The following is a 24,295-nucleotide window of genomic DNA, read 5'->3' on the forward strand; positions in this document are numbered from 1 at the left end:
CAATTATAAAGAGCATGCTTTGAAAAAATGAATCAAAACATGCTCTCTGCCTCTTCGTTTCTAAATTCATATTAAAGCTGTAAATCTTCTATACAATCCATCGTTGTCTTTATAAACGCTTTGACAGCAGGAAGGGATTGCTTCTTTGATCGAGTAATAATGCTTATTTCACGGGAAGGTTCGGGTAAGAGAGGTTTTACAATGGTACCTTGTAAATTATAGGGTAAAGCTAGCTCTGGCATGATGGTAATGCCTAATCCTTCCCGTACCATTGCAATGATAGTTTGATTATCTTCCACATTAAACTGGATGTTTGGGGAAACTTCTTGTTCCTTTAAAAATTTCATAACACTTACCTCACATCCTAGCTTGGGCATAATAAAAGCCTCCCCCTGAAGATCTTCCACTTTTACTTGTCCATTTATTGCAAGATGATGATGAATTGGTAATGTGAGGACCAATCTATCGTTTAATATAGGAATTGTCTTCAAATGATCCAAGGGGTTACTTAAAGACGTGAAACCAATATCCACTTTCCCCTCTTCTACCCAACGCGTTATTTGATCATAGCTGCCATCATAAAAGTTTATTTCAATTCCCTTAAATTCTCCTCTAAACCTTGATATGATAGTAGGCAACAATTTTGATGAGAAGCTTGAAAAACTACCAATATTTATTTTTCCATTTTGTATACCTAAAATTGAAGCGGTTTCTTGTTTAATGCTTTCAGCTTCTGATAGGATATTTCTCATATGTTTTATAATACGTTCTCCACTATCTGTTAATGAGATTCCATTTCTCCCTCTATTCAAAAGTGTAATACCGAGTTCTGACTCTAAAGAAGCGATATTATGACTGATTCCGGATTGTGTCATCGCCAAAATTTCCCCTGCTCTTGTGAAGTTACCTATATCGACTACTTTGACGAATATTTCTATTTGCAACAGGTTCACAATATAACCCCCATGTACGATTAATCTTTCCATTCGACTTCCTCATGTTGATGATCAAAAACATGAATTTTACTTATTAATTCTATCATAATACAATAATCTTAGAATAAAGGAGGAGATAGTCATGACTAAAAAGATAGAGTTCTTTTATGTAGATGCTTTCACAACAGAAACTTTTGGAGGGAATCCGGCAGGCGTTATACCGAATGCAGAAAACTTAACAGACGAGGACATGCAAAAAATAGCGAATGAATTAAACCTTTCGGAGACGGCCTTTCTTTTACCGACATCGAATGCTAATGCCAATTATAAAATAAGGTATTTTACACCAACCAAAGAGGTTGATTTTTGCGGTCATGCCACATTAGGTACAGCATGGTTAATGGCTACTAAGTACAATTGGATGGATAAGGACGATAAAATAGTCTTTGAATCCAATATAGGCCTAATTCCCGTAAAATGGCTGATGGAAAATAATCAATTAACGCGAGTATCTATGACTCAAGTACGTCCCCAAGTAAAAAGTATCGACATTAGCCCAGCAGTCGTTGCGGATCTTGTAGGTATACATGAAACAGACCTTGATGATAGATTTCCAATAAAAATAGCGAATACAGGTGTCCCACATCTTATGGTTCCAGTGAAGACCCGTCAAGCAATTGACCAAGCAGAGCCTAACTTAAACGAGCTTAAAAAGATGAACAATGATTTTAACATTTCAACCACTCACCTCTTTACCTTTGACACAAATGGGCAATTTGATATTTACACAAGAGATTTTTGCCCCAATATAGGAATTGATGAAGATCCAGTTACAGGTGCGGCAAACGGTGCATTAGGCGGTTATTTATATCTTGAGAATATACTAGCTCAACAAGAAAGACATCAATTAATGATTGGTCAAGGACATACGATCAATAGACCAGGGATTCTTTATGTAACGATTACACCTGATGCGGAGAATGCTGTTATTGAAGTAGCAGGAGCTGCAGTTGTTTCCATTGAAGGAAAAATATTTGTATAAAGAGCAATATATATATTATTTTCTGAATTTTTAGTATTTAATTCCGAGATAGAATAAACTTCTCTAAATTCTTCGCTTTTTGCGCATTTAGAGAAGTTTTATTTTTGGTGGAAACACATTTTAAAGTCAAAGAAGGTACCTCAAACCATTACCAATCATATCAATGTGGTACTACTATAACTCTCCACAATTTCTAGACCCATCTCGAACAAAAAGTACACTTCATGATAAAGCCTAAACTTTTTGTTGCCAAGGTTTGATCAAATTGATATTAAAAAAAGAAAAGAGCGTGTTTTGGACATAAGTTTGATCCAAACACGCTTTAACTTTGCATAATTTCACCATAGCTAGAGCGTCTCATCCAATTTCTGAATTTTGGTGTGGGACATTAAATAGACATTGCCTAAAATGTCGATGTTGCCTCCCTTTACACGTACAGCGCAATCCTTGTTCGACGCATAAATATTTATTTCTTCCGATAAAGCAGTCAGCTCGTCTTGCACCAACTCCATGTTATTTTCAAGATCAAAATGCGACAGGATGGAAAAATTGTCAAGACCAATTCCGTCGTATAAAGTGCTTTTTTCAACTGGATAGCCAAAGTTTTTTGAGCATAACCATTTAGCGGACATATTGATAGCTCCAGCACTTGCCCCCATTACAACAGCCCTGCTTTTTTTAATCAAATCCGACAATTCATAGTCTAGTAAAAACTCATTTTGTTTAAGAGTATCTCCACCTAACAAGAAAATGGCTGACGCATTTCGAATAAAGGCTTGGGCATCTTCCTTCTGTACGTGATAATTAATTAAATGATAGTCATCGAATAGAATACCTGCTTGGTCAAGCCATGAGCGTTCAGTAGCACCCTCCTCTTCATACAAAAGTGGATTCGAGCTAATCATAGCAAGCGATTTTCTATCAGTTATATCCTCCTGTAACACCCTGCCTAGATTCTCTGGAAAAAAATCATTAAACCAACCTAAATAATAGTGTGTTTTCATGTGTACCTCCGTTACTCATTCTGTTTCTTATCACTTACACAATAAGCTCAATATGTTCTGCTTGTGGTACTAATAGTAATGATTGTAAATTAATTTTATCAAATTTTTCCAAAATAATACATTCCCAGTTACCCTCTTCATAAGTACATCAACTATAATTCTTTGAAGCAAATATGAATTGGGATTGGAAATCCGCCAACTTGCCATCCCCCTCAACTAACAGGTTTAGTTAAAAAAGCTGTCTATGACAGCCTCTAGATTATCGTCCGTCATACCATGCCAATGCTTTTCGTTCTAATTCTTTAGCAAAATAATCTTTCCCAGCTATGTATGACTTCATGTTATTAGGAAATTGTTGTGCTAATCTTTCCTTTAAATCTCCATAAAGCTTCATTTCATCAGGATGTGATATTAAATAATCCCGAAAGGCCAGATGCCTTGTGATTTCACCGCTTCCAATCTGATAAAAGTGAACGTGATGCGTGCGATTATCACCACCTTTTTGAAAGTATCTACGCTGAGCTATTCCATTTTCCCCTTTAGCAACATACCCAATTTTTTGCATCTCCAAATTGAAATTATCAACGTGATGAATATCTTTCACAACAGGCAGGATGTCTATGATTGGTTTAGACTTTAACCCAGGAACAGAGGTACTTCCTATATGATAGATGTCTATGATTTCATTTTTAAATATAAAATTCAGTTTTTCAGCCTCTTCCATAAACAGTTGAATCCATTGATCATTGTACAAACTGACTACTAGTTTTCGCAAAGTATTTCCTCCTAACCACTTCAATAACCAATATTTTATAATGTTCGTGTTTTACGAAAAAGCAAACGTGTCCAGCCGATGAACAATTCGCATTTCATTATTATAAACACGAACAATTAAATATTTTAATAACGTTAATGTACGTGTTTTTTCTCTTTATTGCCAACAATTACTACTAACTATATATCTCGCTCTACGTACTTAATTGATTAAATTGAGTCAACCGAAACAGCATTGTACTTTTTCACGGTTTTATTAGTTAAGCATTTATATGAGCTTTTAAAAATTGTATAAATGGTTGTTCGATTAGATCAGATTTCCGCGAGCAAATAAATAAACTTTGCTGAATATTTGCCTGCTCAATATACACTTGAGCTAATTTTCCACTTGTTATACTTTCAGACACACTGTAGGACGGAGCTAAAGTCATACCGTATCCTGACTCCACTACTTTAATGGATTCATGTAAGCCCTGCATTTGAAGTCCTAGTTTAGGTAATGGAGCATTGAACGTGTAAAAAATAGACTCCAATAAATCGAGTGTCGAGCTGCCGCGTTCCCGATATATAAAATCTTCGTTCGATAATTCATTCATGGAGACCGTTTGATTGGCTAAAGGATGTGAGGGATGGACGACAAACCAAAACGGGATATCTACTACCTTTTCAAACTGTAAATCGGTATGACCGATTTTACTTTGCACGACAAAACCAAAATCTACTTCATAATTCAGAACTTGGTCTTCCACAGATTGCACATTGCCTAACGATACAAAAAATTCAATATGAGGATGAGCAAGCTTGTACTTAGCGATGATAGGCGGAAGTATGTAATTTATAGGGATATAAGACGAGGCAATATGTATTTTGTTTTCCTTGGCTAAAAATTTACCAAGCTTTTCATCGATTTGTGCTTCTAAGTAAAATAAACGCATGCCTTGCTCGTATAAAAACTTCCCCTCTGGAGTTAATTGAATGCCACGCCCTTTGCCTTCAATCAATTTAGCCCCTATTTCATTCTCTAATTTCCGAATTTGTATGGTAACCGCAGGCTGACTGAGTAGCATACTATTCGCTGCTGCAGTAATTCCGCCAAGTTTGGCTACATTCGTAAAGATTCTCAAAGCATGTAAATTCATGCCATTCCCACCTTTCTATCCATAAATTATATTTATGAATAAGTAATAAATATATATTTGTTTTATGTATAGTTTATCAGTAATTTAAGGATAGAGGTGATGAAATGGAAATTTTACTACAGGAATGGTTATCAATAAAAGGGTTTATTTTATTTACGATTGGTTTACTCGCGGCCATAATAGGAGTTCTGTTTGGTGCAGCAGGCTTTATTTTGATGCCTTCCTTATTACTCGTTGGCATTCCCATTCATACAACGGTCGCTGTTAATAAATTTGCGACAGGAATATCAGCCCTATCGAATGTAGTTTCATTTGTTATAACAGGACGTTTATCTGTGAAAAAATACTTTTCTTTCATGATAGTTTCTTGCTTAGGAGGTGTCTTAGGTGCAATATTTGCAATCCTCTTATCGGAGCGAATCATGAATGTGGTCGCTTGTATCAGCTTAATTTTCGCATTTATGATAGTCCTTCGCAGTAATAAATGGATTGTTAAAGATGTAAAAGAAATAGAGGAACAACGTATTAACAAGCTTATTCCATTTGCAATTTCAATGTATGACGGAGGTTTTGGACCAGGTTCAGCTCTTATGAATATAACCTATTTTTTGAAAAAACAATACCATTATTTAAAAGCAGTCGAGTTATCAAGAATGATCTCATTGTCAAGCTGTACAGGCGCTTTCCTCTTTTATTACTTGACTGGTATTGTTAATTGGGGCATTGCTATTCCTGTTTCGCTTGGCTCTATTGCTGGCTCTTTCATAGGCTTAAAGATTATTCCGTACATCCAAACAAAATGGATTCAAATTATATTACCCATCATTTTTTTATTCTTACTTGTTCAAGTTGTGACGGATTTAATAAAATAAAATTACATACAGGCAGAAAACAAGTCCTACCCTTTATTTCCAAAATTTAAGGACATAAAAGGCAGGACTGCCATCATGAATAAAATTTTAATACAATGACAGTACCCTCTCCGGGAGTACTAGAAGCAGCTATTTCTCCACCATGGGCTAGTGTTAATTGTTTAGCGATGCTCATGCCCAACCCCGAACCACTTGTGTTTTCCTCTGAATTCGTACCACGATAGTAGCGTTCAAATAATTGATCTAACGTGGATGAATCCATTCCAATACCATTATCCTGAATACGAACAGTGAAGTAATGATCACTTTCCTTCTGCACAATAATATCAATTCTCGTATTTGTCGGATTATGCTTAATAGCATTAGAAATCATATTATCAATAATACGCGTAAACCATTTCATATCAAGAGGGTATGATATCGGCTCTTCAGAAGCATGAAATGAAATATTATAAAAAGTAAATTGCGGATCATTTATAAAATGAATAACGGCTCTTCGAATGACTTCGTTTACTTCTTGCGTTTGACGAACCATGGGCAAGGCATTGTTTTTTAGGCGATACGTTAAGCTTAAATCATCGATTAATTCAGACATAAAGGTTGATTTTTCACGTAATGTTTTCCCAATCTGTTGAAACTCTTCTTGTGACCAATTGTAGGGGGCTGATTCAAGGACATGCGCATAACCATTTATAGAAGATAAAGGTGTTTTCAAATCATGAGAGACCCCAACAATCCACTCTTCGCGAGTTTGTTCAATTTGTTTACGAAGCTTTTCGTTCTGCTTGAGCTGCTGGTTCAATTCATTCAAGGAATCATTAATTTCTCGAAATAAACGGAAGGACCGCTTCTTCTTACCACGACGATTTAGTGATTTATCTTTTTTCTTAACCTCTTGCTCGTGATAATTACCATCTGCCAATCGTTGAATAAAGTTAACAATATAGAGAACGGGTTGCCCAAATCGTTTACCGTACCAAAACGCTGTGGCGATGATGAATAGAATAAGGGCTACTCCATATAGAAGAAATGCTTTTCCTAAATAGGTATTATGCTTACCTTCCTCCACCTTTACTGCAGCGGATGGTACTTCAATGACCCATGTTTGCTGTTTCTCTGCATCAAAATATATATATTGGCTGCCATTATTTCTGAGATGATCAGCCTCATCCCCAAGTAAATGATCGAGTGAAAGTTTTGCTTCAGGATTTTTCACATGCCCGTATTGTTGGATGATCTCCCTACTAGCTGAATAAATTGCTAGCGTACCATGAGTTTCTTCCAATAGCCGCTCCCCTTGCTGAGAGAGGCGCTTTCCATCCCATTCAATTGGAAGTTTTTCTGCTAGCTGTCGTGCAGGACGTTTTTGACCAACTACAACAAAATAGGTTTGTCCACCCTTCTCCTCCTGGCTAATAATGAGCTCGTATGGGAACGGGATGCTTTTTTGCCAAAAGGCTATTAATTGACCAGCTTCGTAATGCGTTGGAACATCAGATGGTAGTTTGGAAGAGGCCAACATATTTCCGTGAGCATCGATTATTTGTAGCCATTCCTCACGCTTTTCTATATCAGAAATTTTGTTAGCATCTAACGACACATGGCCATTTTCAATTGAAAATGTTTGCCTTAATGTACTATTGCTTCTACTTGTTACATGCTGTGTTTCAGGTTTACTTTCTAACTGCAACCCAACATACACTAAAAAAATGATGGTACCTATTGCTAAAGCCACTAATACAAAAACAATTTGTGAAATAAAGGTAAAGGCAAGTCGACGACTAATTCGATTCATACCATCCCCTCTTTTTGAATTAATTTATAGCCTAGTCCTCTAATGGTTAATAACAATTCGGGGTCCTTCGGGTCCTTTTCTATCCTCTCGCGTATACGGCCAATATGTACGGTAACCGTATTATCATCCCCAAAGCTATGATCACCCCAGACAGCTTCATATAACTGACTTTTCGTAAAGATTTGATTGGGATGCTTGCAAAAAAAGAGTAGTAATTGATAGACCTGAGCGGGACAAGAAATGACTTGTCCATCCACAATTAATTCCCCTGCACGCTCATTCACCTGGAATCGACCAAAATCGTAAATGAACGTATTTAAAGATATGTGCTGTGGTCTTTCCTCCTCATATAATTTAACGCGGCGTAGTTGCGCTTTCATTCGAGCGACTATTTCTAATGGGTTAAATGGTTTTGTAATATAATCATCCCCGCCCATAGCAAAGCCTGTTAATTTTTCTAAGTCTGAGTTTTTTGCTGTAATAAATAAAATCGGGGCCTCTGTTGTCTCCCTAATAAAAGGACAAATATCAAAGCCACTCCTATCTGGCAGCATGACATCCAATAAAATCATGTCGTATGGCTTCTTATTACATGCATTTAACGCTTCTTGAGCAGTACTTGCACGATCTATTTGTCGAAAGCCCTCTTTCGTTAAAACCATTTGTAACATATCTAAAATGGCTGATTCATCATCAACAAGTAAAATGGCCACATCTTGTAAATTCATATTTAAAATCTGTCCTTTCCCGTCTAACATGGAATTCATTTTAACATGTTTTTTCCAATGAATAATACTGCTAGTTTGTCACCACTACAAAGCGAATATAAACAGAACATAAACAACGTTCATAAAAGTTTATTAACATGTCATCTACCGTTTCGGCTTACGTAAAAATCAGCCTTTATACTCTAGAGAGTGTTAAAAATAAATTTCTATTATGGAGGAACCACTATGATTGCTATTTGGAAAAAGGAGTTTATTCAATCATTTCGCAGTATCTTTTCACTTATTACGATTGGCATTTTTATTGCCGTCTCCTATTATTTATCTGATTTTGTCACAAATAGCAGTCTCCTTACTGGCATTAAATTTGCTGAGGCTGGCTATGTAAGTGGACTGGTATTTCTAATTTATATAATGGGCTTTTTATTTATCTTTTCTTTATTTCACGACACCATTAATAGGGAAACGGAAAGTAGGACAATTCGGTTCCTAGTAACAAAAACATCTCGATCTTCTATTATTGTAGGCAAATTATTAGGAATTTTTTCATACTGGTTTATTTGTTTATTAGCGTCATTTAGTATGATCGCATTCTTTTCTCATGAATTTTATATTAAAACATTCGGTAGCTTATTTGTTATGCTAGCGTACATCGTGTCGTTATGTGTGCTCCTATCCTGTCTCATTCCTAAGCGATCGATGTCCATGTTTATTGGATTACTAATTAGTATGGCTATTCCTACATTCGGTTTATGGAGCCTTTTTTCAGAAAAACTCTGGTTAAAAATCATTAAATATATGACTCCGTATCATTATATGCTTGAGGGCGGAACATGGGGATGGCTCGTTGTTCTGTTATTTGCAGCTATTATGGTAGGAGTCTCGATACTTAGTCTTCATAGGAGGGATTTGTAATGACCGTAATTGAAACAATGGATTTAAAAAAATCCTATCACAAGCATTTAGTTGTACGGGGCATCGATTTACAAGTACAGGAGGGAGAAATCTTTGGCTTTTTAGGAAGAAACGGTGCAGGGAAAACAACTTTCATTAATATGCTTACAGGGATTGTTCTTCCAACTAGTGGGCAATTTCGAATTTTAGGTGTACCTAACAATCAGCTTGATCGTGTGAAACACAAGGTGGGTGTTCTACCAGACTATACCGAGTTTTATGGCAATGATACTGCTCTGAAACATCTTCAATTTTTCGCAAAATTACAAAAGCACAAGGTAACTAAACAACAATGTGTAGATTTATTAGAGCAGGTAGGCTTAAAGAATGCGGTACATGTTAAAACAAAAAAATTCTCGTTCGGGATGAAAAAGAAGCTAGGAGTAGCCCAGGCTGTCGTCGGAAATCCAGATTTAATTTTCCTAGATGAGCCTACTTCGGGGATGGACCCGGAATCTGCGTTAGAGATGCAAAAATTCATACGAACATTAGCCAGTCAAAACAAAACTATTTTTATGACATCACATAATTTAAATGAAGTGGAAAAGCTATGCAGCCGGATTGCTATTATGAAAAACGGCATTATTTCAGGTCTAGGAACCATCGATCAATTACAAAAGCAATTTCAGACTACTATTGAAACAACTATTAAGCTCTTACCTAAAAATGACACGTTGTACCGTCATGCTCGCGAAGAAATCGAAGCTTGGACGACGATTAACTATTCGGATAATCAACACATTACTGTGGCAATACGTGATGAATCAGATATTGCTAGCATTGTGCATTCCTTATGTAAATTTGATACAGACATTTTTGATATTCAAACAAATCGACCTTCATTAGAAGAGATATTTATGAATGACTAACAATACGTAAGCAACTACTTTTAAAGGAGTTGCTTATGTTGCTTACGTATTCGTGCTTTTGGTATTTTCTCGTTAAACCATTAATGGAGTCCAGCAAAGCAGTACATGATTGTAAAGATCAGCATAAAGGTTAAAATTGCTCCTAGTACATTTTGATTATACGTATTTTTTCCATTGATTAGTTTCTTTAAAAAAGTAGTAAAATTTAAAAAATATAAAACTCCTAATACTGGTATAACAAACAACAGTATAAATAACATAAAGTACTCCCCCTTATTTTTCATTATATTAAGTAACAAGCATACATCTTTAGCTTAATAAAAAACGGTCCCATACCTTTTCATCCATCCAGAAGAAACCCTCGTGCGAGCAAGCTGCTAATAAACATTGTTCACCGTCATAAAAGATTAAATCCTCCGGTAATTCTGGCGTAATCCAACCAAAAAGTGAGTCGGTACGCTCCTTCAAAAATTGAGCAGTCGTATCATTTAATAGAAAATAATAAACAAATGCCGTATTTTCGCCAAGCGTTGTCGTCTCCCATTCATTTTGAACCTTTCTTTCGATAAGCTGACTTTTAATAGGAGCCAATAGCTCATCAACAGCGGCTAACCGTAATTCTTCATTTTCCATCAATTGTCTGTTCTCAACAAAGGCAAAGCGGTTACATCGTTTCGCAAGTATATCGATAAGATGTTGATAGCGTTGCTCCATTATATTTTCAGTAATCATCATCAATTTTCATTCCTCCACATTTTCTATACTCAATTCAAAGCGCTCTATTTCAATCAAACATCGCTAGATGCCCCATAAAAAAAGAGCTGCGGGTAGCAACTCCATGATTTTGAATGAAAACCATTGTAAAAAACACTAAGTGATTATTTTTCCTATCCTTTGCTTGTCATAACGAATGGATGCAAAATCATAAAAGCTTATGTTGATTAATTCCTGCATCCATTCGTTCTATTGAGAATGTGCAACGATGTCATCTCAATTGCGATTATCTATCCAGTTCCTAAATTTTAGTCCTAAAGGTTTTATCGTTTCTTTATTCGTCGCGATGACCTCACAACCTCTATCATCATAAATAAAAAAGATAACATTTTTCGTCAAATTAATAAAAAATACATCTGGATAACTATAGCCTGTACCAAATTTGGGCTTCAAGCGAAAATCCTCGTTACAGGCTGCTTTGATGAGTAATACATAGTGAATATCTTGTTTGCGGCACTTTAAGAAAAATCGTGAAATATAAACATCCTCATCATCCCATACATATGGCAAGGTTTGTTGTTTTAAATGGTATTTTAATTGTTTATTTTTTATATAACGATCATAAACTTTTATGCGCTTTTTCTTACCTTCAGCAGGCTTATACTGATAAATATTTGTCACAAGTAAAATCTCATCTGAATACGAAAATATTTCGTTAAAAATGGCCAAAGCTTGATGGTATACATAATGAAACCTTGCTAGATTTAGACGGCCATTATCTTTCCATTGATAAAATCCAGCCCCGAATTCAACGTGAATGCCAATATCCCATTGCTGATAAAGGCTAGGAGTTAACGTGAGTCCAGGAAAAGTCTTATTTAAATATTGTTCAACATCTATCGTCATTCACTCAAATCTTCCTTTAGTTTTAATTAAATATTACACCTTCCCACATCATCTAGCATAAAATTCAAAAAAACTAGGTCACATTTTTATACTCATGATAATACATAGAATACAAATCATTTAATGTCACTTTTCCGAATGCAAAATCCACTACATTTCTCTCCACTAAAAAAGATGTAAGTGAACTTAATAAAGCGGCCTTAGAGCTTGGTAAATGAATTAATGTTATACCATTTGTAAGTGTTTGCAGCTTTATGTTTGGAAACAGCTCAGACAGTTGTTTTTCAGTTGCACTCTCCAGATTGTTCACGCGAATCGTTTTAATATGCGCTTGACTGAAACCTTCTATTATTTGATTCGTATCCACTAGTTTTCCTTCGTTAAACAAGAAAATTCGATCTGCATATTTCTCTAAATTATCGAGTAAATGTGAGGCAATAATAATAACCTTTCCCTCCGCCTTTTTCTCTACTAATATCTTCGAAATAATTTCTACATTATTTGGATCAAGTCCGTTCATCACCTCGTCCATCATCATAATGTCCGTATCCGTAACTATTTGCATAGCAAAGCATAGTCGCTGACGCATACCGAGGGAATACGTGCCTGTTTTTTTATTTACATAATGCCCCATATTCAAAATTTCGATGGTTTCATCTATCAGTTTTAAATCGGATTGCCACATTGTTGCAAACATTTTTAAATGTTCGCGCCCGCTTAAGTGATTATACAAGTCGCTTTGGTCTGGCATCATCGACACAAAACTATGAATTTTTACTTCATTTGATTTATTCGAGTAGCTTATTCCATCTTTAAATACTACTTTCCCTTTCATTGGCTTTACATAATTCATCAACACATTCATAAATGTGGATTTTCCTGTTCCATTTGGTGCAACAAGTCCAATCATTTCTCCTTGCTCAAATGTCATTGAAATATCATTTAACACTGTTTTTTTCGCAAATTGCACAGTAATATTTTGAATATCAATCACCTGTGTCCCCCCTATTTAATTAGCTTATAACGTCTATTCATAACAGTAAGCAGCATGAATAAAATGATGACTACAGCTAAGACAAGTAACAACTGTAATCCTAAATTGAAATCTAAAAAATCGTTCATATAATAAAAATTTCGTTGTTTTGAAACAATTTGTCCGACTTGAATGTAAGAAGTTGGGTAGATTTGAATATCCCAAAAGTAACCAACATATCGGCTGAAATAAAACTTCTCGCCAAAAATAAGGAGTAAGCCGATGGCAAAATTCATCATCTCATTACGGAATATGATACTGCACAATAGTACAACGTTGATGATGACCATAAACCAAGTTAAAAGCAGGATGAGGGTTTGTCCTAAAAACATCCCTAAAGTCATCGGTTCAAATTTACCTTCCTGACGCCATTCGAGATGAGGAGCATACATGGGTGATGGTAAATTGAAATTTCCAAAGCCGGATTGTAAGCCTATAATAATGAGCCCAGCTAAAAGGGGTACAAATAATACTAAACTCCCTAGTAGGACAACGACCATTTTCACCAATAGCTTTTTCCAATCGCTAATAGGGAATCCTTTGATAATGGATGGATGACGTCGATCTTTTGTGACGATATCAATGGCTAAAAGTAGTACACACACAATTAAAATAACAGGTAGTAATCCCTTTAATAAACGCTCGAACGTTTGAAGCGCTGTCCGCTGTTCGAAAATTTCCGTTGATAATTCATAATTTGCGTTCGCATACGTATCATAACGGGCTGCCTGCTCTAAATAAGCATAAAAGGCATCATCTTCTGCATAATCATTATTTTTTATAAAATACTTTGAGTTATAGGAGAATGAATCACTTTTGTATGTAATCGCATTCGTAAAGTAGTACCAGTCACGAGTTACCTCTGCATATTTTTTTAGATCCCCCTCATCTAATGCTTCTAATCTCGCTTTATCTATTGGATTAATTTGCTTAAATATATCAATTGCAAAGATGATGGCCGGATGTAGTCTATATATGTTTTGACCCTCCATCGAATCTAAAAATTCCTGCCGTGTTAAATAGCGAGCCTCAATTTCTTCATATTCGACTTGTTCAATCGGATTATATGCAGGTGCTATTTTAAACACATAAAAGAAGGTTGCAAAAGCAAGCAAAAAATAGATGGCTAAGTTTTTCTTATTCGTAAAAAATTGTTTGAATTCAAATTTGAAATAACTCCACATGCTAATGAAAGCCTCCCCTATGCCCTTTTGATTTTTCCTGTTGAGAAAAACGTTTTAATAGCGAATAACATTAAAATAATACAGATAAACAATATGATTAATCCTAGATTCATCGTAATATCAACAGGCTGTGCTAAATCTACTGGTACGCCTCGTAAAATATCATTGAAGTTCATAAAATTGAAAGGATTATAGGGAAATACACTAATTAAAGATGGGAAAATCATCGGTAAAAAGAACAAGATAAAATGCACAAATAATGTTAAATACATATTTTTCAGTAATACATTCAATATAATCGACAGCAGCATAACGAAAATGGAGATGACGAACATATAGCCAAGGCTCATCGCGATATATTGGACGGAAGAGATTAATACAGCATCTCCTACGTAAATTCCTACAGGATCTAGTGGGTTACCAAGTCCATGTACGATCCATAAAGGACTAGCGCAAATAAAAATGAGTAAAAAGCTTGTTAGGATGGTTAACAAAGAAATCATACATTTAGATAAAATATAGGAATCAAAACGAACAGGAAAGCCTTGAATTAAACTAGAATGCTCAAAATCATCTAGCAAAATAGAACTTGTTTGGAAGCTAATAAATATGTACCAGCCCGCGCCTACGTAACTAAAGAAAAATAATAAGAAAGGTATGTATTGAAATAAGTCGGTTATTGTATCCCTTCCCGCATCATTCATCCATTTAAAATAAAGATAGTCCATCGAATTTTGTAATTTAGAGGGTAATAATTCTGCGATATCATGGTATCCTTCTAATTGGAATGCCTCTTGTCTTAATTCAGCAAGCTGAAGTGAAGACTCATAATACATGGATTGTCTGTCCATCGTTAATGTGGCTATTTGCAATGCAATCTTACTTTTTTGCTTCGTCAAATTTTTAAATATGTCGCTACCATCACCTGTTTCCGAAGCATCCTTCACTTGAAACTTTGATAATATAGCCTGTGTTGAATAATAATCACCCTTTTTCTCAATAAGCTGATTACCAACGGCTTGCGCCTTTATATAAAACATAAAGCCGAAAACAATCATTGCAACCGCAATTAGTGCAACTAAATTTCTTCGATTTGCTCGCTCAATTACTAGACCTACTTTTAATGCTTTTAACACTGGCATCCTCCTCGCCTTTAATTGTGAAAGTCTTTAGAATACTATGATAATGCTTCGTGGATATTTTTTCAATTTTTTGTATTTTAAAGGGTATGAATAGTACGAATAAAAATTTGCTATTTATTGGATGGATAGCAAATAAATAATATAAAACTATAAAATCTCATTACTTTTTAATAGCTGAACTATTTAACCATTCTAAGTATTTTTCTTGTTACGTATTTTTAGATTGTCATTTTAGTAGTAATGATCTAGTGTGTGCTTTTAATGAAAAACGACATAAATAAAAGGACTGCTTTTGACAGTCCTTAATGGATCAATTATTAATAAGACATCTGAAAATGGCAGTTCAACTACCATTCTTACTTTGAGTTGAATCAATAACTAAAAAATAAATGCATTCATGATCCGTCTCATTGATAAATCTATGCTCCGTATTTGCCTCAAAAAAGAATGAATCCCCCTCATTTAATTGTTCTTTATAAGCCCCTTTTGATAGTTCCACGTTTAAGCTACCTTTTTCCACATATATGTATTCTTTAACTCCAGATTTATGGGCTGGGAATATTCCAGATTCTGAAAGGGGTGGAATTACATTTTTGACAAATTCAATTCCTCTTGACGGAAAGGATGGAGACAATAAATGTCTCTGAAAACCAGAGCTTTCATCAAAGTACACGGGCCTCTTTTCTTTTCTTATCACAACTATTTCTCTCGTTTCTTGCGAATCTAATAATGCCGATAAAGTGGTATTTAAAGCCTCCGCAATCTGACAAGCTACAGTAATTGTTGGATTTTTTCCGCCACGTTCAATTTGAGAAAGCATAGATGTACTTACTTTACTCAACGCTGAAAGCTCCTGTAAACTCATGCCTCTTTTTTTTCTAATAAAATTTACTTGTTTTCCAAATTCCATTAGTATTTCTCCATTCTTTAATTAAAATGAGTTAAAATTCAAAAAACTCTTCCCTTTTACGGATTTTAACGTAAAATAATACACTATAGAATAAAGATTTACACTATAGGAAAATTAAATGAAATCAAAGGGAGTGATTTAATTGTTAAAATTTTTACTTGCTATCCTACCTTTAATTAGTATTATTTTTATGATTTTTGTTTTGAAAAAGTCTTCTATTTTTACTGGAATAGTAGCCTGCTTTTTAACAGCGGCTATTGCACTATCCCCTTTCTTTCATAGTAGCATATTTGATTTAACAGAACCGATCATAAAAAGCTCGCTAACTACGTCAGTTATCGCCTATATATTATTTTTCGGTATTCTTTTATTTCACTTAATGGATAAAGCGGGAGCCATTGATGGAATAGCTTCCTCTATAACTAAAGCTACCGATGACAAGATTTTTCAAATTCTCATTTTAGCATTAGGACTATCCCCATTAATTGAATCTGTTAGTGGCTTTGGTTTGGCAGTCATTGTCATAGCTCCTTTACTTATTGCATTAGGATTTAGTCCAATGAAGTCATCTCTTATTGCCTTAATTAGTTTATGTATCATTCCTTGGGGAACTCTGGCCATGGGAACAATAATCGGGGCAACATTAGGTAATGTAGATTTAGATAAAATGGGGATGGGCAGTGCTTTAATGTGTTTACCCATTTATATTTATTATGCCCTATTAGTAGTTTACATAGGAGTAGGCTTTAGAGCTTTGAAGAAAAGGCTATTCACCGTATTATTTGTAGGATTCATATTAGGGGCTTCTGTTTGGGTATGCAATAGATTTGTGAGTGTAGAGCTTGCAGGATTATTTGGATCTTTAACGGTCATCTTCGTTATTTTTTTGATGATTAAAAAAAGGAATACAACGCATGGGACGGCTTCACTAGAAAAAGAATCAAATACAATTAAAAATATAACACCCTATTTACTGTTAATAGTCCTTTTATTTATCTCAAGAATGGTTATTCCTCTAAAAAATTATTTATCAAGGACATTCCTATTAACGATTGAAAAATATAATTTTGAACTATCCATTTTGTATTCTCCTGGCTTTTTTCTATGTATCGTGTGTATTTTTACTATTTTCTTCTATCGACTACAAGTTTTAGAAATAAGTGAAAGTATTATTTCGACTTTCAAAAAATGCTATCCAGTTATCATAACAACTTTTTTGTATGTAGTTGTTTCTGAGATCATGTCCGAGGCAAAAATGATTCAGTTACTTTCTTTACTAGCGGCACAATCCTTTGGTCAGTTCTATGTTTTTGTTTCACCTTTAATCGGTGCAATTGGCGGCTTTTTAACAGGAAGTAACACCGCTTCAAATACGATGTTCATTAGATTACAAACAGAAACAGCCCTACATATAGGAATGTCCCCTATTCTAGTGGCATGTTCGCAAAATGTAAGTTCTTCGTTAATGACAATGGTCAATCCTTCGAGGGTAGCTTTAAGCTGTTCAGTATGTAAAATAAGTACGGACGAAAATGAAATTCAAAAAAAGATACTTTTTGTTGGTTTAGGAACTTTGACTATTATTTTAATTGAATTATTCCTGTTTTTCATATTCCGATAACATGATAAGAATCCACTTTGAAAGTGGATTCTAGTTAAAAATCTTCATCATTTCTATCTAAGTTACAGTGAAAATTCATAGCCAGTATAATGAAACCTATTTCTGAACCCTATTTTTTCTGCAATTGCAACAGAAGGCTTGTTCATATCCATACAATCCCAATAGGCAATCCAATTATTCTTTAAACATTCTTGAACATAATGGTGTGCGAGTGTTTGGGCTAAGTTTTTTCCTTGGTGAGCCTCTATCGTTTCGATATCTATGCCATGTACATTTGCAGCAACAAAGCCTGAAATACATGTACTCACAATCTCATTATGATGAATTATACAATAGCCCATGCCCTTGCTGAGGAAAATATCTGTTGAAGACCAAAATGCTTCTATTTTGGATTGCAAAAAAACGATGTTATGGATTGAATGATCCTTATTGTCAAGAAGTGTAGCAGAGATTTTACATAGCTCATATTCATGATTCACTATTGGTACAGTGTCCCCTTTATAATCACCCTGCTCTAAAGTGTAAACTCTTTGAAGCCAGCTCCCTAAATGGCGATGTTCAAAAACGCTTGCAATAATAGGATTCCATTTTTCATGATTGCCAACGCCTTCAAACCATTTTAGTTGCACTTTTTTTGCTGCTGGGATAATTATATTGTCAATCAAATTGTTTAATTCATTGTTAAATTCCTCATTTTGCTCACTTCCAAAAAATATAAATCCATCATTATTACCTAACCAAATTAGCCCGGATGACGGATTATCACGGTTATCTACAAAAATACGACCCGGATTTATACGTTCCACAACTGCTTTTGCTTCTAATTGCCCCTGCTCATTTAACAGTTCCCTACATTTACTAAAATCTGCCTTATCTAATTCTACGATCATCCAACATCCCTACCTACAATGAAAGACCCACTGCTACATAAGCTACTATGTTATTTACCTTCCGCCACTAACATTTATAATCTCACCTAGAATATAGTTGGCGGCATCAGAAGAAAGGAAGGCAATGACTTCTGCTACTTCTCTAGCTGTTGCAGCCCGTTTAATAGGTACAGTAGAAGACAGCCGCTCAAGACGATGATCGCCAGGAGCGAATTTATCGTGAAAAGGTGTCTCTACTATTCCAGGCGCAACCTCGTTCACAATAATTCCATAGTCAATTAGCTCTTTGGACATGCCAATTGTCATTGTATTGATGGCCCCTTTTGCAGATGCGTAATGGATACTTTCCCCTGCCCCCCCAATTCGTGCAGCCGCTGAAGAGACATTGATGATTTTTCCGGATTTTACGGGAATCATATATGTTAATACAACTTGGGAGCATAGGAGAACACTAGTGACATTTAACTGAAACGTTTCCTCCCATAGCTCCTCACTCATATCCATAAATGTACTTTGGCGGATGCCACCACCTGCGTTATTCACTAATACATCAATTGTGCCAAAGGAGGAAATAGCTTGTTCAACCATTGCGTTCACTTCTTCTTTATTCCTAACATTAGCTTGAATGGCAATCGCCTCTCCAGCCTTTTCATGAATACGTTGGACAGCCTCCATGGCCCCATTCACATTTGTATGATAATGAATAATTACTTTAGCGCATTGAGCCGCCATTAACTCGGCGGTAGCAAGTCCAATACCTGAGCTCGCGCCTGTGATGAGAATAACCTTGCCGGATAAGTTATGCATAGCCTCTCTCCTAACAAAACGTTTATATTAGTTATTCTCTATTTAACATTGTTAAACCTTTTAAGAAGGTTCGTATATTCATGTAAATATAACTATTACTATTTTGGGTATTTACTTGAAATTAATTCCTTACAAATTAACTCAATGTCTTGTGAAAAAGATTTTACTTGGAAGGCATCTGAATATGCTTTATTTTCAGATGAAGCTACTACTTGTTGCAGTTTTGCCTCATAGGTTTGTACAAAATAATCTAGTGTTGGACTTTTCAAATTCAAGGCTTTTGCAACACCCTGAATGATTTTTACACGATAGTAATCTTCTTTTGGCATTCTAGGAATATCCCATTCTCTATTATGATTAATAAAAATCCTTTTAAGAGGAACTGCTGAGAAATCATAGTACTTTCCTTCTCGATCTGGTTTAGAGTATGGATCAATTAACAAGGATGCATAACGAATATAGAGCAAATACTCTTGATGGATAGACTCAAGGTTATTAAAATTTTCTATATCTTTCCTATCTATACTTGCGGGATGCAATGAATAATTATCATCTACCATAAACTTTAATAGATTTAGAGGTTGAATATTGAAATCATTCACCACTGTCATTACTTCTTTCCAATAATTTAGCATATGACGGATTGTTGTGTATGTGATGGGACCTTCAGGATAAAGTTTATACACATACTTTGGTGTCTTTGGTTCATCAAATATTACTTGTAAGGAAAAATCATTCATAAATAAGGGAGGATGTACGTATAAAGATATATTTCTTGTTTCTGCTTCAAGTGGAGATGTGAATTTTGTTAATTGAATTCCCAAACAATTAAATAATATACATAATTCATCTAATCGTTCTGATTTTGAGTTAGTTGAACCAATATAAAGTGTTTTCTTTACCCCAGTTGTCATTACTTTATTTGACGGAATGTCATCCAACCATCTAGTATCTCCATAATAGGTTGAAAAACTAATGACTTCTGCATGTGTAGATAGATTCTTTAGGAAATTGGTAATTAAATGACTTGAGCCGAACGTTGGTGAAATTAATATAAAGCAGTTAACTTCCCTCAAGACTTTGTTATCTATTTGTTCTAATACAGTAATATAGGAATCTGAAGTAACGCTTAGTACAACGGTATCCCAATTACCGTATATTGTATGGTATCCTTTAAATAATCCATCAATTGTACATTCTCCTGCAACAGATTGATGTTGTGTATTTTGAATAGAAACCTGAAGTGCAAGCTGATGTTGAACGATAGTTTCAAAGAAAATTTTAGAGCGTATAGATTCACGACCTGCAATAGCTACTTTACTATTAAGATGACTTTTAAAATTTACAGCTAATTGAATGGCTGTTGGTCCTGTTCCTAATATCAACACACTATTAAAATATGTCATAGCTATCTCCTCATCTAAAAAAAGTCATTGTTCTTTTTGATGTAAAATAACATCACTTTGAGGAAGTATTATTTCACCATTATTCGCCATTTTTTCTGGTCTACTTTTTACATTGAATCATTAAAAAAGATGGTAGCCCTTCTCCATGACGCATATCAACTAGAACATCTTTACTTAATCCGGCTTATTATTGGTTTATGTCATATTTACGCTAAAAAAGTTGAGCTAATAATCTTGTACAACGGCGTGTTTCCTTACTGATTATTGTTCAATTGAGAGAATACTTCTTTATAAAAAGATCAGATACTAACATGAGGTCCTTTAACTAAAAACTATTAGACTCTTTTTCTATGTTATGAATACAGACAGAAGAGTTATTTTTTAGATTCTCGACTAATGATATCTATATCGATCACTTCCCAACTTCTATTTTAGAGGATTAAAATTCAATATATGCCGTATTCTTTATGACTATTTCGATGTATTTTTTAATGTCACAGTATAAATTGTATTTTTATGTCATCTTTGATTTAGCTTTCATTTTGTTAGTGGTTAGAAGATTCTAGAATGGTTTTGCTACGGGATGTCAGAGGCCCACTAGGTAAATTAGATGCCATAAATGATGTTAGAAAATTGTATACCATGTGCCTTGGCTTACATTATCGATAAAATTAAAAAGGCTATGAATGATGATCATTCATAGCCTTTTTCTTATTGAATTAATTGGCTAACGTCTTCTTTAGCTCAGCAAAGGTCAAAAACGAAATGAATTACTTTTAAAAATTTTAAGAACAAAGATGTTCCTAGACATCTTTCGTTAAGTACTTAAATAAGCATGTCTTTTAGTTCTATAGCATTTTATTCATGTAGTTGTTAATTTAGCGTATATGATAAAAAACAACGTCAACTCTCCCATGATGACAACGTTTGGGACTTCTACTATCAAATTAATGATAAAGAAAGTGGCTAAGATCCCAATAAATAATGTTAAATGATAAAGCGTTAAACGATCTTGTTTAAACCTATACTGATGAAAAACTATACTAGTTGTCATGAAATAAAGGCATACAGAGCCGAATATAAAATATAAATCAAATGAATAACGAACCTCATTTAGAAACAGAAGCTTGATGGAAGCGGCAATCATGCTCAAAGACATTAATACAAAAAGATGGCCATAAATAATGGTCTGACCAGATGTTTCGATTGATTTGTCCACTTTCTTTTCTACATTTTCGAAATACTGCCACCACATCGAAACAATTAAAATAAACGAGATGATTGAAAATAAAATAGAATCCCAATCCCCTTTTTGTGGCTGTAGCACATACAAGGTGCTAACAACTGATTCTCCGAAAAGGATTAATGTCAATGAAGCAAAACGTTCTAATAAATGAGATGTATTAGTCGGAGCCTTCACCAAATATTTACGTCCCCAAAAAGGTACAAGGATATCAATCAGAATGCCTATATATAATATGCTATAGCGAATCCATGAATCAAATAAGATAGAAAAACAGGATATGATTATGCCAATCCAAAAACGTGTGCCTAAATAGTGAGCAACGTCCTTTCTATTGCCTTCTTCATAACGGTGAACAACTAGATATTGGACCGCAGTAAGGGCTCTTAATCCAATATAGCCAATTAGAAATGGCAAATAGTATTGATCAAAGTTAACCGATAAGCTAGATGTCATAATCAGGACAAATAGCATCTGGAATATTGTAAAAATCCTTTGGTGTAAAAAATCCTGTCCAAAACGATTAATAAACAATGTTTGTCCTACCCAAGACCACCAAATAGGGATAAATATTAAAACAAACTTCAAAAAATACTCTGGGCGAATTTCACCTTTTTCAACATGAAGTAATACATTAGTGGCAGTTGAAACAGCTGCTACAAAAATCAAATCATAAAAAAGTTCTAACCATGTTATTTTCTTTTCTTCCATCTCATCATACTCCTTCAAATCCTATTAGCTAATCATATAATAAAATGCTTTTCTTAATAAAGAACCTGTTTAAGCTTAAATCAAAAAATTTTAGACAAACAAAAAAGGAACTGGAGTCAGTTCATTTTTTGTTTGCCTTGCGAATACGATCCATCCCACTTAACAATGCTAGTATGAAAATTGGTAACATAGCAAAGCTGAGTAAAAATAGACCTATATTTACAGAAATAATGATACAGGTATCTCAGTCTTATCATTTTAGATGAAAAATCTAAAATGCTTGTCCGTATGCCAAAACTTTAGCTATTCAAATAAAAATACCTCCTTTGGATATTACATTCAAAGGAGGTATTTTTATAGTGAGTAACTTATTTTAAAGATTAAACGGCTTGTTCTAGCATTGCTTCTAATTCATTTTTGTCAAATTGATACGTTTCATTACAGAAATGACATTGTGTTTCTGCTTGCCCATCTGTATCAATCATATCTTGGAGTTCTTCGCTACCTAAGCTCACTAGCACATTCGTTGAGCGATCTTTTGAGCAAGTGCATTGGAATAGGATTTCTTGTGTTTCGAGAATTTTTACATTCCCCTCTCCTACAACCATTGTTAGGATTTCTTCTGGTGTTAGTCCATCACGTACCATTGCTGAAATCGTTGGAATACTTTCTAAACGTTTTTCAATTTCTTCAATAATTTCTGCCTCCGTGCCAGGTAATGCTTGAATAATAAAGCCCCCTGCTGCTTGGATTGTATTATCAGGGTTAACGATAACTCCTACCCCAACGGAAGAAGGAATTTGCTCAGACTGTGCTAAATAGTATGTGAAATCTTCCCCTAATTCCCCTGAAATAATAGGTACCTGTCCTACAAAGGGGTGTTGTAGACCGATATCTTTTGAAATGGTTACCATGCCATCTGTTCCCACGGCTCTTCTAACATCTAATTTCCCAATACTGTTTAGGGGGAAATGTGTTTGCGGGTTTGTTACATAGCCTCGTACTTTACCATTTGCGTTAGCGTCAACAAGGATTGTACCTAAATCACCCCCACCATTTATACGAATGGTTAATTTGTCTTCATTTTTTAACATAGAACCAAGCATCACGCCGAAAGTCATTGAACGTCCTAACGCTGCTGATGCGGTCGGCCATGTATAGTGTCGATGTTGAGCTTCCCCTACTGTATCGACTGTTCTTGCTGCTATAACTCGAACTTGTCCGTTATATGCTAAACCTTTCACTAAATAATCCTTCATTATTATCTCTCATTTCTTCAATTTTTTAATAGATGGTTGAGGGTTCCGCTTCATAAATCAGCATCTTCTGACGCCCCTAACCCAACAATTTCCCTTCGGCTTTATTATCGTGTTATACATTTAACAAAGCCCTCAGTTGCATATCATGCGAGTACCGTTTGTGGAAATTTAGAATATTTTTGCTGTCATAATCTCTTTTATTTTCATTGGCTCCCGTTTCTGTATAATCAACCTAAGTATTGTAAAGCGCACACAGTGGAAATACACATATTAGTGCATAATTCCAATATTTCACCTATTTATATTGATGTCCAACATAAATCAACATTTTGAGAGGACAAAAGAAAACAAATAGTTCAA

23 protein-coding genes are annotated in these 24,295 nt (G+C 34.8%); 5 read left to right on the forward strand and 18 right to left on the reverse strand.

Translation table 11 applies throughout. The features are described 5' to 3' along the window. Positions 1-71 precede the first annotated feature (71 nt). Positions 72-986 (reverse strand): LysR family transcriptional regulator, encoded by a 915-nt coding sequence (locus tag C9J29_RS12750; RefSeq protein WP_090001443.1) that lies wholly within the window; start codon positions 984-986, stop codon positions 72-74. 91 nt (positions 987-1,077) lie between these two features. Here C9J29_RS12750 and C9J29_RS12755 point away from each other — a divergent pair, with 91 nt between their 5' ends. Further along, the gene (locus C9J29_RS12755) at positions 1,078-1,977 is read left to right on the forward strand and encodes a PhzF family phenazine biosynthesis protein (protein WP_090001441.1); all 900 of its coding nucleotides are present in this window, start codon (positions 1,078-1,080) and stop codon (positions 1,975-1,977) included. Between the two features lie 347 nt (positions 1,978-2,324). Here C9J29_RS12755 and C9J29_RS12760 read toward each other — a convergent pair whose 3' ends face one another. From C9J29_RS12760 to C9J29_RS12770, 3 genes are all read right to left on the reverse strand, one after another. Continuing rightward, positions 2,325-2,981, reverse strand: coding sequence for a Type 1 glutamine amidotransferase-like domain-containing protein (locus C9J29_RS12760; protein WP_090001440.1), 657 nt, complete (start codon positions 2,979-2,981; stop codon positions 2,325-2,327). Positions 2,982-3,240: 259 nt separating this feature from the next. After that, on the reverse strand, positions 3,241-3,756 hold the full coding sequence (locus tag C9J29_RS12765) for a GrpB family protein (RefSeq protein ID WP_107922273.1): 516 nt from the start codon (positions 3,754-3,756) through the stop codon (positions 3,241-3,243). A gap of 259 nt (positions 3,757-4,015) precedes the next feature. Continuing rightward, a complete protein-coding gene (locus tag C9J29_RS12770; protein ID WP_107922274.1) occupies positions 4,016-4,894 on the reverse strand; it encodes a LysR family transcriptional regulator in 879 nt (292 codons plus the stop codon). Between the two features lie 104 nt (positions 4,895-4,998). On the opposite strand from C9J29_RS12770, the gene C9J29_RS12775 reads away from it, so the two are divergent. Continuing rightward, on the forward strand, positions 4,999-5,766 hold the full coding sequence (locus C9J29_RS12775) for a sulfite exporter TauE/SafE family protein (protein WP_107922275.1): 768 nt from the start codon (positions 4,999-5,001) through the stop codon (positions 5,764-5,766). A 73-nt stretch (positions 5,767-5,839) separates the two neighbouring features. On the opposite strand, the gene C9J29_RS12780 is transcribed toward C9J29_RS12775, so the two are convergent. Together C9J29_RS12780 and C9J29_RS12785 are read right to left on the reverse strand one after the other, a co-directional pair. Further along, the gene (locus C9J29_RS12780) at positions 5,840-7,561 is read right to left on the reverse strand and encodes a sensor histidine kinase (protein WP_107922276.1); all 1,722 of its coding nucleotides are present in this window, start codon (positions 7,559-7,561) and stop codon (positions 5,840-5,842) included. Further along, on the reverse strand, positions 7,558-8,289 hold the full coding sequence (locus C9J29_RS12785; protein WP_089986557.1) for a response regulator transcription factor: 732 nt from the start codon (positions 8,287-8,289) through the stop codon (positions 7,558-7,560). The genes C9J29_RS12780 and C9J29_RS12785 overlap by 4 nt, the downstream gene beginning before the upstream one ends. A 225-nt stretch (positions 8,290-8,514) precedes the next feature. Here C9J29_RS12785 and C9J29_RS12790 point away from each other — a divergent pair, with 225 nt between their 5' ends. Together C9J29_RS12790 and C9J29_RS12795 are read left to right on the forward strand one after the other, a co-directional pair. After that, on the forward strand, positions 8,515-9,201 hold the full coding sequence (locus C9J29_RS12790) for an ABC transporter permease (protein ID WP_036227150.1): 687 nt from the start codon (positions 8,515-8,517) through the stop codon (positions 9,199-9,201). Next, complete coding sequence (locus C9J29_RS12795) at positions 9,201-10,109, forward strand: ABC transporter ATP-binding protein (protein WP_107922277.1); 909 nt, start codon at positions 9,201-9,203, stop codon at positions 10,107-10,109. The genes C9J29_RS12790 and C9J29_RS12795 overlap by 1 nt, the downstream gene beginning before the upstream one ends. Positions 10,110-10,189: 80 nt before the next feature. Here C9J29_RS12795 and C9J29_RS12800 read toward each other — a convergent pair whose 3' ends face one another. From C9J29_RS12800 to C9J29_RS12830, 7 genes are all read right to left on the reverse strand, one after another. Further along, positions 10,190-10,369 carry a hypothetical protein gene (locus tag C9J29_RS12800; RefSeq protein WP_043990385.1) on the reverse strand — a complete coding sequence of 60 codons (180 nt, stop codon included), beginning with the start codon at positions 10,367-10,369 and terminating at the stop codon, positions 10,190-10,192. Between the two features lie 49 nt (positions 10,370-10,418). After that, a complete protein-coding gene (locus tag C9J29_RS12805) occupies positions 10,419-10,844 on the reverse strand; it encodes a stage III sporulation protein AH (protein WP_107922278.1) in 426 nt (141 codons plus the stop codon). Between the two features lie 255 nt (positions 10,845-11,099). Then, a complete protein-coding gene (locus tag C9J29_RS12810) occupies positions 11,100-11,729 on the reverse strand; it encodes a DUF3885 domain-containing protein (protein ID WP_089986491.1) in 630 nt (209 codons plus the stop codon). 73 nt (positions 11,730-11,802) lie between these two features. Next, the gene (locus C9J29_RS12815; protein ID WP_107922279.1) at positions 11,803-12,723 is read right to left on the reverse strand and encodes an ABC transporter ATP-binding protein; all 921 of its coding nucleotides are present in this window, start codon (positions 12,721-12,723) and stop codon (positions 11,803-11,805) included. A gap of 11 nt (positions 12,724-12,734) precedes the next feature. After that, positions 12,735-13,946, reverse strand: a complete 1,212-nt coding sequence (locus tag C9J29_RS12820) for an ABC transporter permease (RefSeq protein ID WP_089986489.1) — start codon at positions 13,944-13,946, stop codon at positions 12,735-12,737. A gap of 17 nt (positions 13,947-13,963) precedes the next feature. Further along, positions 13,964-15,088 (reverse strand): ABC transporter, encoded by a 1,125-nt coding sequence (locus tag C9J29_RS12825; RefSeq protein WP_174804717.1) that lies wholly within the window; start codon positions 15,086-15,088, stop codon positions 13,964-13,966. Positions 15,089-15,431: 343 nt separating this feature from the next. Next, a complete protein-coding gene (locus C9J29_RS12830; protein WP_008177781.1) occupies positions 15,432-15,998 on the reverse strand; it encodes a helix-turn-helix domain-containing protein in 567 nt (188 codons plus the stop codon). A gap of 142 nt (positions 15,999-16,140) precedes the next feature. Between C9J29_RS12830 and C9J29_RS12835 the strand changes: the two genes are divergently transcribed. Next, the gene (locus C9J29_RS12835) at positions 16,141-17,619 is read left to right on the forward strand and encodes an L-lactate permease (protein WP_089986487.1); all 1,479 of its coding nucleotides are present in this window, start codon (positions 16,141-16,143) and stop codon (positions 17,617-17,619) included. 62 nt (positions 17,620-17,681) lie between these two features. Here C9J29_RS12835 and C9J29_RS12840 read toward each other — a convergent pair whose 3' ends face one another. From C9J29_RS12840 to hslO, 5 genes are all read right to left on the reverse strand, one after another. After that, positions 17,682-18,509, reverse strand: coding sequence for a GNAT family N-acetyltransferase (locus C9J29_RS12840; protein ID WP_107922281.1), 828 nt, complete (start codon positions 18,507-18,509; stop codon positions 17,682-17,684). A 54-nt stretch (positions 18,510-18,563) separates the two neighbouring features. Next, positions 18,564-19,316 carry an SDR family NAD(P)-dependent oxidoreductase gene (locus tag C9J29_RS12845; RefSeq protein ID WP_107922282.1) on the reverse strand — a complete coding sequence of 251 codons (753 nt, stop codon included), beginning with the start codon at positions 19,314-19,316 and terminating at the stop codon, positions 18,564-18,566. 98 nt (positions 19,317-19,414) lie between these two features. Then, complete coding sequence (locus C9J29_RS12850; RefSeq protein WP_008177773.1) at positions 19,415-20,722, reverse strand: opine metallophore biosynthesis dehydrogenase; 1,308 nt, start codon at positions 20,720-20,722, stop codon at positions 19,415-19,417. A gap of 862 nt (positions 20,723-21,584) precedes the next feature. Further along, positions 21,585-22,676, reverse strand: coding sequence for a low temperature requirement protein A (locus C9J29_RS12855; RefSeq protein WP_089986484.1), 1,092 nt, complete (start codon positions 22,674-22,676; stop codon positions 21,585-21,587). 380 nt (positions 22,677-23,056) lie between these two features. Continuing rightward, positions 23,057-23,935: an Hsp33 family molecular chaperone HslO gene (gene hslO / locus C9J29_RS12860; protein WP_089986483.1), complete on the reverse strand. Its 879-nt coding sequence runs from the start codon at positions 23,933-23,935 to the stop codon at positions 23,057-23,059. Between the last annotated feature and the right edge of the window lie 360 nt (positions 23,936-24,295).

The sequence above is a fragment of the Lysinibacillus fusiformis genome, assembly GCF_003049525.1.
Classification (GTDB): Bacteria; Bacillota; Bacilli; order Bacillales_A; family Planococcaceae; genus Lysinibacillus; species Lysinibacillus fusiformis.

Excerpts from the sequence above, each read along its gene's own strand:
- C9J29_RS12750 (WP_090001443.1), bottom strand. The coding sequence starts at position 986 with ATGGAAAGATTAATCGTACATGGGGGTTATATTGTGAACCTGTTGCAA.
- C9J29_RS12755 (WP_090001441.1), top strand. The coding sequence starts at position 1,078 with ATGACTAAAAAGATAGAGTTCTTTTATGTAGATGCTTTCACAACAGAA.
- C9J29_RS12760 (WP_090001440.1), bottom strand. The coding sequence starts at position 2,981 with ATGAAAACACACTATTATTTAGGTTGGTTTAATGATTTTTTTCCAGAG.
- C9J29_RS12770 (WP_107922274.1), bottom strand. The coding sequence starts at position 4,894 with ATGAATTTACATGCTTTGAGAATCTTTACGAATGTAGCCAAACTTGGC.
- C9J29_RS12775 (WP_107922275.1), top strand. The coding sequence starts at position 4,999 with ATGGAAATTTTACTACAGGAATGGTTATCAATAAAAGGGTTTATTTTA.
- C9J29_RS12780 (WP_107922276.1), bottom strand. The coding sequence starts at position 7,561 with ATGAATCGAATTAGTCGTCGACTTGCCTTTACCTTTATTTCACAAATT.
- C9J29_RS12785 (WP_089986557.1), bottom strand. The coding sequence starts at position 8,289 with ATGAATTTACAAGATGTGGCCATTTTACTTGTTGATGATGAATCAGCC.
- C9J29_RS12790 (WP_036227150.1), top strand. The coding sequence starts at position 8,515 with ATGATTGCTATTTGGAAAAAGGAGTTTATTCAATCATTTCGCAGTATC.
- C9J29_RS12795 (WP_107922277.1), top strand. The coding sequence starts at position 9,201 with ATGACCGTAATTGAAACAATGGATTTAAAAAAATCCTATCACAAGCAT.
- C9J29_RS12800 (WP_043990385.1), bottom strand. The coding sequence starts at position 10,369 with ATGTTATTTATACTGTTGTTTGTTATACCAGTATTAGGAGTTTTATAT.
- C9J29_RS12805 (WP_107922278.1), bottom strand. The coding sequence starts at position 10,844 with ATGATGATTACTGAAAATATAATGGAGCAACGCTATCAACATCTTATC.
- C9J29_RS12810 (WP_089986491.1), bottom strand. The coding sequence starts at position 11,729 with ATGACGATAGATGTTGAACAATATTTAAATAAGACTTTTCCTGGACTC.
- C9J29_RS12820 (WP_089986489.1), bottom strand. The coding sequence starts at position 13,946 with ATGTGGAGTTATTTCAAATTTGAATTCAAACAATTTTTTACGAATAAG.
- C9J29_RS12825 (WP_174804717.1), bottom strand. The coding sequence starts at position 15,088 with ATGCCAGTGTTAAAAGCATTAAAAGTAGGTCTAGTAATTGAGCGAGCA.
- C9J29_RS12830 (WP_008177781.1), bottom strand. The coding sequence starts at position 15,998 with ATGGAATTTGGAAAACAAGTAAATTTTATTAGAAAAAAAAGAGGCATG.
- C9J29_RS12840 (WP_107922281.1), bottom strand. The coding sequence starts at position 18,509 with ATGATCGTAGAATTAGATAAGGCAGATTTTAGTAAATGTAGGGAACTG.
- C9J29_RS12845 (WP_107922282.1), bottom strand. The coding sequence starts at position 19,316 with ATGCATAACTTATCCGGCAAGGTTATTCTCATCACAGGCGCGAGCTCA.
- C9J29_RS12850 (WP_008177773.1), bottom strand. The coding sequence starts at position 20,722 with ATGACATATTTTAATAGTGTGTTGATATTAGGAACAGGACCAACAGCC.
- C9J29_RS12855 (WP_089986484.1), bottom strand. The coding sequence starts at position 22,676 with ATGGAAGAAAAGAAAATAACATGGTTAGAACTTTTTTATGATTTGATT.
- hslO (WP_089986483.1), bottom strand. The coding sequence starts at position 23,935 with ATGAAGGATTATTTAGTGAAAGGTTTAGCATATAACGGACAAGTTCGA.